9 protein-coding genes are annotated in these 7,738 nt (G+C 73.4%); 6 read left to right on the forward strand and 3 right to left on the reverse strand.

Annotation, left to right across the window (positions count from 1 at the left end):
* The first annotated feature begins 278 nt into the window (after positions 1 to 278).
* From flgN to ROT00_RS08790, 4 genes are read left to right on the forward strand one after another with little or no spacing between them, the layout of a single operon-like run.
* Entirely contained in the window at positions 279 to 764 is a 486-nt protein-coding gene (flgN, locus tag ROT00_RS08775; protein ID WP_404774048.1) for a flagellar export chaperone FlgN, read from the forward strand.
* Positions 764 to 2,182 carry a flagellar hook-associated protein FlgK gene (gene flgK, locus ROT00_RS08780; RefSeq protein WP_404774050.1) on the forward strand — a complete coding sequence of 473 codons (1,419 nt, stop codon included), beginning with the start codon at positions 764 to 766 and terminating at the stop codon, positions 2,180 to 2,182. Before flgN ends, flgK begins: the two co-directional genes overlap by 1 nt.
* A gap of 6 nt (positions 2,183 to 2,188) precedes the next feature.
* Positions 2,189 to 3,064 carry a flagellar hook-associated protein FlgL gene (flgL, locus tag ROT00_RS08785; RefSeq protein ID WP_404774052.1) on the forward strand — a complete coding sequence of 292 codons (876 nt, stop codon included), beginning with the start codon at positions 2,189 to 2,191 and terminating at the stop codon, positions 3,062 to 3,064.
* A complete protein-coding gene (locus tag ROT00_RS08790; RefSeq protein WP_404774054.1) occupies positions 3,061 to 3,429 on the forward strand; it encodes a flagellar assembly protein FliW in 369 nt (122 codons plus the stop codon). Before flgL ends, ROT00_RS08790 begins: the two co-directional genes overlap by 4 nt.
* Positions 3,430 to 3,573: 144 nt before the next feature.
* Here ROT00_RS08790 and ROT00_RS08795 read toward each other — a convergent pair whose 3' ends face one another.
* The 3 genes from ROT00_RS08795 to ROT00_RS08805 form a co-directional block, all read right to left on the reverse strand.
* Positions 3,574 to 3,804, reverse strand: coding sequence for a carbon storage regulator (locus ROT00_RS08795; protein ID WP_404774056.1), 231 nt, complete (start codon positions 3,802 to 3,804; stop codon positions 3,574 to 3,576).
* A gap of 146 nt (positions 3,805 to 3,950) precedes the next feature.
* Complete coding sequence (locus ROT00_RS08800; RefSeq protein WP_404774057.1) at positions 3,951 to 5,417, reverse strand: GntR family transcriptional regulator; 1,467 nt, start codon at positions 5,415 to 5,417, stop codon at positions 3,951 to 3,953.
* A 92-nt stretch (positions 5,418 to 5,509) separates the two neighbouring features.
* Entirely contained in the window at positions 5,510 to 6,028 is a 519-nt protein-coding gene (locus ROT00_RS08805; protein WP_404774058.1) for a nuclear transport factor 2 family protein, read from the reverse strand.
* A gap of 92 nt (positions 6,029 to 6,120) precedes the next feature.
* On the opposite strand from ROT00_RS08805, the gene ROT00_RS08810 reads away from it, so the two are divergent.
* Positions 6,121 to 6,954 carry an AraC family transcriptional regulator gene (locus tag ROT00_RS08810; RefSeq protein ID WP_404774060.1) on the forward strand — a complete coding sequence of 278 codons (834 nt, stop codon included), beginning with the start codon at positions 6,121 to 6,123 and terminating at the stop codon, positions 6,952 to 6,954.
* Between the two features lie 225 nt (positions 6,955 to 7,179).
* Positions 7,180 to 7,738 (forward strand): choice-of-anchor G family protein (locus ROT00_RS08815; protein WP_404774088.1); only part of this gene is annotated, 559 nt, incomplete at its 3' end.

The following is a 7,738-nucleotide window of genomic DNA, read 5'->3' on the forward strand; positions in this document are numbered from 1 at the left end:
TCGTTCCTCGGGTTCGGCCCTCGCGGGCCCTGGATCGTGTGCTTCGGGTGCGGGTCCACCCGCCGGGCCGCTGATCGGTGTCCTCAGCAGTGTCCTCATTAGTGCGGACATCCCGGCAAGAAGTACATGCGCGGCACCGGTCCGCATTTGTGCGGACTCGCCCGACTTTCCCGAAAGTCGGGCGCATCGGAAGGCACGGGGCGAGAACTCGGGGCCCGACGCTTACCGCGGGCGGTGGCGCGGCCGATAGTCGCAGGCATCGAGGAGAGGCGGTCCGCATGTCGTTGCACGAACTCTCCGCCGTGCTCTGGCGCGAGCGGGAGCTGCTCGACGTGCTCCTCTACAAGCTCGAGGTCGAACGCCTGCTGCTCGCGACCGACCGGCGGCGCTGGCTCGGCCGGGCCGCCCACGAGATCGAGTTCCTCACGGCGCGGCTGAAGGAGGTCGGGCTCGCGCGCGCCGTCGAGTCCGCCGAGGTCGCCGAGGAGTTGCAGCTCTCCGCCGAGGCGACGCTCCAGGAGCTCGCCGATGCGGTCGGCGACGAGGTCTGGCGGGACATCCTGCTCGCCCACCTCGCGGCGCTCCGCGAGGTGACCGGCGAGATCGGCGAGCTCCGCGACGCGAACGAGCAGCTTCTGAAGCAGGCCGCGAGGCCGGCGGGGCTCTCGCCCCACGCGGCGCCCCGGCGCGGCACCACGACCTACGACGCCCGCGGCCTCGCCCGCGACGTCGTCGAAGCCACCCTGGTGGACGAGGAGACCTGATGAGCACCTTCAGCGGGCTGAACACGAGCCATACCGCCCTGAACGCGGCGCGCACCGCGGTCGACGTCGCGGGCCAGAACATCGCGAACGTGAAGACCCCCGGCTACACGCGCCAGCGGGCGGAGCTCGCCTCCTCGCCCGTCGCGGGGCCCATCGGCGTGCTCGCCCTCTCGCGCCCCGGCCCCGGTCAGGGCGTCATGGTCACCGGCATCGCGCGGCTCGCCAACGAGCTGCTCACCGAGGGGGTCCGCGAGGCCTCCGCCACCTCCGGGTACCACGCGACCCGCGCGGCCGCCCTCGAGACGCTCGAGACCGGGCTCCGCGAGCCGGGCAAGGACGGCCTCTCCGCGCGGATGCAGGAGTTCTGGGCGTCGTGGCAGGACCTCGGCAACGCGGCGGGCGACGGCGCGGCCGCCGCCGTCGTGCTGCAGCAGGCGGCGACGCTCGCCGGCCGCATCGCCGACGGCTACCGTGCGGTGTCCTCGCAGTGGACGGCGCTCCGGAAGGATGCCGCGACCATGGTCGACGAGGTGAACCACGCCGCCGCCCGGGTGGCCGAGCTGAACGACACCATCCGGCGCTCGACGCTCGCCGGCGGACAGGTCAACGAGCTCCTCGACGAGCGCGACCGCGTCGCCGCCGACCTCGCCTCGATCGCGGGCGGTCAGGTGCACGACCGGGGCGACGGCACCGTCGACGTGCTCGTGGCCGGCAACCCGATCGTGACGGGCACCACCGCGAACCGGCTCGTGCTCGCCGGGCCGACGACCGCGGGCGGCACCGGGGCCGTCTCGGTGCAGTGGGAGCGGCGTCCCGGCACCGCCATCGACCTCGACGGCGGCGAGCTCGCCGGCGCCCTCTCGATGCTCGGGCCCGCATCGGGCGGCACCGGCGGCGCGCTGAACGAGGCGCTCGCCTCCTACAACGCCGTCGCGACGGCGCTCGCCGATCAGGTGAACGCCGTGCACCGCACGGGCGCCACGCCGGGCGGCACGACCGGCCTCGACTTCTTCGCCCTCGACGCGGGCGTGCCCGCGGCGCTCGGCCTCCGGGTCGTGCCGACGGATGTCTCGGGCATCGCCGCCGCCCTGCCCGGCGCGGGGGCGAAGGACGGTACGATCGCCGACCGGATCGCCGGCATCGGGCGGGCCGCCGGCTCGCCGGACGAGGTCTGGGGCTCCTTCGTCGCGAAGGTCGGCATCGCGTCCGGCGCGGAGGGCTCGCGCGCGCAGGTCGCCGCGCTCGGGCTCGTCGACGCGGTCGGCCGGCAGCAGTCCGAGTCCGCCGTCGACCTCGACGAGGAGAACCTCGCGCTCGTCACGGCCCAGACCGCCTACCAGGGAGCCGCGCGCGTGTTCACGGCGATCGACGAGATGCTCGAGGTGCTCATCACGCGCACCGGCCTGGTCGGGAGGTAGTCGGCCATGAACCGCATCACGACCATGTCGATCGCGCAGTCGTCCGCGCGCAACCTGCAGCTCGCGGCATCCCAGCTGGCCAGGGCCCAGCAGCGCGCGACCGACTTCAAGGCGATCACGAAGCCGTCGGACGACCCCGCGGCCACGGCCCGCGCCATGCAGGTGCGCGCCGAGCAGCGGGCGAACCTGCAGTACTCGCGGAACATCCAGGACGGCAACGCCTGGCTCTCGACGATCGACTCCGCGCTGCAGTCGACGACCACGCTGCTCGGCCGCGCGCGCGACCTCACCCTGCAGGGCGCGAACGACGGCGCGCTCTCGCAGACGCAGCGCGACGCGATCGCCGCAGAGCTCGACGCGGTGCGCGATCTGCTGCTCGCCCAGGCGAACTCGAACTACGCCGGCCGGCAGGTCTTCGCCGGCACCTCCGACCAGCCCGCCTTCGACGCGAGCTACGCGTTCTCCGGCGGCGCCGGGACCGTGGAGCGGCGGCTCGACGCGAGCACCACCGTCCGGGTGGACGTCGACGGTGCGGCCGTCTACGGGGTCGGCGCGGACTCCGTCTTCGCGACGCTCGACCGGATCGCCGCCGGACTGCGCGCCGGCACCCCGGTCGGCGGCGAGCTCACGGCGCTCGACGCGCACCGCTCCGCCGTGCTCGACGCGCACGCCGCGGCGGGTGCGAGGCACGCCACCGTGCTCCAGGCCGTCGACCGCAACCTCGCCCAGAAGATCGATCTCGAGGCGACCCGCAGCCGGCTCGAGGACATCGATGTGGCGACCGCCGCCATCGAGCTCTCCACGAGCGAGATCGCGCACCAGGCGGCCCTCGCCGCGACCGCCCGCGCCGTGCGCCCGACCCTGATGGACTACCTCCGATGACCCGCGTGACCTTCCTCGCCCCGCCCTTCGGGCTCGCCGACACCGACTTCGAGCTCGCGCCGGTCGACGGCGCGCCGGGGCTGCTCGCGCTCAGGGCCGACTCGGGCGACGCCCGGCTGTACCTCCTGGACGCGGCGCTGCACCTGCCCGGCTACCACCCGGCCGTTCCGCGGATCGATCTCGACGAGCTCGGCGACGCGGCCCCGGCCGTCTACGTCGTGGTGAACCCGTCGGCGGCGCCGACGACCGTCAACCTGCAGGCGCCGATCGTCGTGGCCGCGGACGGCCGGGCCCGCCAGACGATCCTCGACCGCGGCGACTGGCCGCTCCGCGCCCCGCTCGCCGAGGTGCTCGCCGCGGCCTGAGCGCGCGGCATCCCCACCCCGCTCCGCGCCTTTCCCCGGTGTCGCCTCCCCGCTCGAGGGGGTCGAATCCCGACAGCGCCACCGCCTGAGGGCGAAGCGGAGGTCGCGAAGCGACCCGTTCGGGATGGGAGGCGAAGCGCGGGCTCAGCGGCCGAGCAGCCTCAGCAGCTCCGACTCGGCGCCGGCGCCGATCTCCGCGGCCTCGCGGTTCGCGTCGGCGACCCCGACGACGATCTCCTCGCGCTGGATGCGCCGATCGCGCGGGGCCTCGATGCCGAGGCGGACGGAGCTGTCGCCCCGGACCTCGAGCACCGTGATGACGATGTCGTCGCCGATGAGCACGCGCTCGTTCGACTTCCGAGTCAGTACCAGCATCCCTGCTTCGCTCCTCCTGGCCGCAGACTCCCCGGCGGCCGTCACCTCCATCATGCGCGGCAGTGCGGCGAATGCGCCCCATCGGGAGGAAGCGCCCGGGATGCGTCCCCGAAACGAGCGCCGGGGCTCTCCGCTCGGCCGAACCCTCAGAGGAAGGCGAGCTGGTGATCGAACCGGGGCGAGGCGCCGGCCGGGTGCCGGCGGCGGAGCAGTTCGAAGTCGCGGCTCGCCACGGCCTCGAAGACGAGTCGGTGGGCCCCGAACGTCGCGAGCGCCTCCGGCGAGCGGGCGGCGAGCACCCGCAGCCGCGGCTCGAGGAGCCGGCCGACGTCGAGCAGCACGCGATTGCCGGAGAGCACGAGCAGCTGATCCCGGACGGCGAACCACGCCTCGCGCGTCGACGGATGCCCCGCGCCGAGGCCTGCGAGGCGTTCCTCGACCGCGAGTCGCGCCTCGAGCCCGGCGAGGCCCGCGGCCTTCGGGCGCGCTGAGGCGAGCCGCACGGCGAGCAGGTCGAGGAGCACGGCGAGCTCGAGGAACTCCGCGAGCTCCCCGTCGGGGATCGTGCGGACCCGGGCGGCGGCCGTCTCCGGCCCGAGCGCGACGAGGCCCTCGGCCGCGAGCTGCAGCAGCGCCTCGCGCACCTCGGCCCGTCCGAGCGCGTGCTCCCGCGCGAGCACGCGCGTGGGAAGCGGTGCGCCAGGGCGGCGCACCCCGCTCAGGATGTCGGAACGGAGGTCGTTCGTCAGGGCGGCGACGGGCCCGGGGGCGGCGGTACCGTCGAGCGGGGCGCCCGCCTCGCGGCCGAATCCGCCCGAGGCCTCGTCGAGGCGGCGCAGCGCCCAGGAGCGCCGGGCCGCGCGGAGCTCGTCGTTGAAGCGGATGGCCGCCCCTTCCGCGGCATCCGCGTCGCGAGCTGCGAACGCCGCCTCGAAGTCGTGGAGGGCCCGGAGCGGATCGACCTCCGCCTCGTCGGCGAAGGCCAGAAGGCGGAGCGAGCGGCTGTGCAGGCGATCGTGGAGCTGGAGCAGCGCCCCGTTGCCGGTGGCTCCGTAGACCTCGGCGCGGAAGCGGCCGCCGATGCGGATCAGGTCGAGGAAGTCGTCGCGGTGGATCGCCCGCGCCGCCGCGGCGGTCTGTCGCGCGAACGCGGCGAGATCGTGGGGAGAACGGCGGCGCGCCGCCTGTCGGGCCGCGACGCGATCGAGCAGCGTCTGCACCTCGGCGAGGTCCGAGGCATCCGAGCGGGTGAAGGAGGAGACCGTCCACCGGCTGGCCGAGTCGTCGTCGACGAGCCGCTCGGTGACGAGGCGGCGGATGGCGACGCGCACGGCATGCCGGCTGACTCCGTACTGCTCGGCGATCTCCAGCTCGACGAGCCGTGATCCGCCCGGCCGGACGGCTGCGACGATGTCGCCGCGAAGGCTGCGGAACACCCGCGCGCTCGCGGCATCGCGGGAGGTGCCGAGGGGGCCACGGCCGCGGCCGCGATCGGGCAGTGCGCCGGCCTGCGGCACCGTGCCCCGGCGCAGTTCGAGGGTACGCGACTGCAGCGCGGTGGGGGCCCGCCCCGGGCCGACGGGAGGAACTGGGGCGAGGCGATCGAGAACCATCGTCGGGACTCCTGGCGGCTGGGGATCGTGGGGGAGGGCTCCGGTCCCGCGTCGTCGCGGGCCCGGAGCATCGGGCTCGGTCGAGCGCCGGGTCAGAACATGGTGTTGTCGTTCGCCGACTCGGCGGGGACCTCCTGGATCACGTCCCAGTGCTCGACGATCAGGCCGTCGTCCACGCGGAAGACGTCGACGACGGCGGAGCCGAGCTCGCCGGGACGGTCGGTCGATCGGACGTGGAGGTAGACGAGGTCGCCGTCGGTCGCGCTGCGCACGATCTCGGCGCGCGACTCCGGGTTCTCCGCGAAGAAGCCGGTGAAGTACGAGACGAACGGCTCCTTGCCGTCGGGCACGCCCGGATTGTGCTGGATGTAGTCGTCGGCGACGACCTCCGCGGCCTCCTCGGTCTCGTGCTCGTTGAAGAAGCGGTCGTAGAACTCGACGACCAGTTCGCGGTTCGCCTCCTCGGCCGCGAGGTCGCGGCCGGTCGAGCTCGACTGCTCGGCTGCGGCGGGCGCTGCGGCCGGTTCGGCCGCGCCGCACGCGGCGAGCACGAGGACGGTCGGGAGTGAAAGGGATGCCAGTGCGATGCGAATGGATTTGGAAGTTTTCATGTTGCATACCAGCGCATTGAAGGGCAGCCCGGGGTTTCGATGTCAGGAGAGGCAATCACGTGGTCAAAATCGAACATTCTGGGATACCGAATGTGCGCTTCCGCTCGCCGGGGAGCGCGGCGCGCGTGGAGCTGATCCGCGCGTCCGATCTGCGTGACGCGGACGGCGGCCGCGGGGCGCTGTGCGCGCCGCAACGGCCGCGGTTCGACCTGCTGATCGAGGTGACCGCCGGAGAGACCACGCACCGGGTCGACTTCGTCGAGCATCGGCTGGCCGTCGGCGACCTGCTCTGGGTGCGTTCCGGACAGGTGCAGCAGTGGGGCGAGCCGGGCGGCTGGGAGGGTCGTGTCGTGCTCTTCCAGCCGGAGCTCGTCACGCCGGCGTCGACCGAGCTGCTGCGCCGCGCCGGGGTCGCGAGTCGCGCACGCTGGGCGCGCGGGAGCTACCCCGCCGATGTCTCGTCGTTGCTGCTGACGCTGGGAGAGCTGGATCGGGCCGCCACCAGGTGCGCCGCGGCCGCGGTGGAGCACGTGCTCGAGGCGCTGCTGCTCCGGCTCTGCGGAGGTGACGGACCGAGCGGCACGGCGATGCGGGGCTCGGGGCCGCTGTACGAGCGGTTCGTGCGGCTCCTCGACGAGCAGGGGCCCTGGATCATCGACCGCTCGGTCGAGGCGGCGGCGCAGCTGCTCGGCTGCACCCCGAAGACGCTGACTGCGGCGGTCCGCGAGCGCAGCGGACGCACGGCGAAGCAGCTCATCGACGATCGCGTGGTCCTCGAGGCGAAGCGGCTGCTGGCGCACCTGCCGGACCTCCCCGTGCGCGAGGTCGCGGAGGCGCTCGGCTTCCACGACTCGGCGAACTTCTCGAAGTTCTTCAAGCGGCAGGTCGGGCTCGCCCCGGCGGCCTTCCGGGCGGGGTCGATTTGAGTTTCTGGTATCCCGCTTTGTAGAGTGGCCGCGGGAAATCCCTTGCGGTCGACGAATCGGGTTGGTCGGCTGTGAGGCCAGGGGGCTGTCGTTCTGCAGAACGTCCCAGACGGCCCCCTGGTTTTCCTCTCCGGGAGTTGGCATCCCATCTGGGGCAGGTGTCGGCGTGTTCGGGAGACCGTTTCGCTCGCAGTGGAGGGGATTATGTCGCGCCTGCGTACACGTATGTCCGGGTTCGGGAAGGTTCGGCGGGGGGATGCCTCGTCGGGGTCTGGGCGGGCGGGGGTGGTGCGCGGGCTTGCAGCCGGCACCGTGGCCCTCCTCGTCGTCGGGGGTGGTGGTGCGCTGAGTGCGCAGGCCGCCCCGTCGGACCCATCCCAAGCGTTGGGGCAGTTCTTGGGGGCGGATCTGCTGCAGTTGCAGGCCGCGGATCTCGCGTACGCGTACGCCTCGGATCCGGGGGGTCCTGCGAGTCAGGCGGACCCGTTCGATCTCGCGGTGCTGCAAGCGTTGGGCCTCCAGCTCGACCTCATCGGCAACGGCCTGGTGCAGGTCCCGCTGCTGACCGACGGCACCGGGCCGGGCTTGTTGAACCTCGGCGAGATCGGCGTGATCAACAGCTACGCGGGGACCGCGTCCACGACGGACTCCGTCGCCGCGTCCGGCGCGGTCGCCGATGACGGCACGATCTCGGTGTCCGAGGACGCCGACCCGGCCGACTTCGGCAACGCCACGGTGAACCTCACCGATCTGCTCGACCAGCTCGGCGTCGCCGCGGTCACCG

Source organism: Agromyces mediolanus (assembly GCF_044917495.1).
Classification (GTDB): Bacteria; Actinomycetota; Actinomycetes; order Actinomycetales; family Microbacteriaceae; genus Agromyces; species Agromyces mediolanus_B.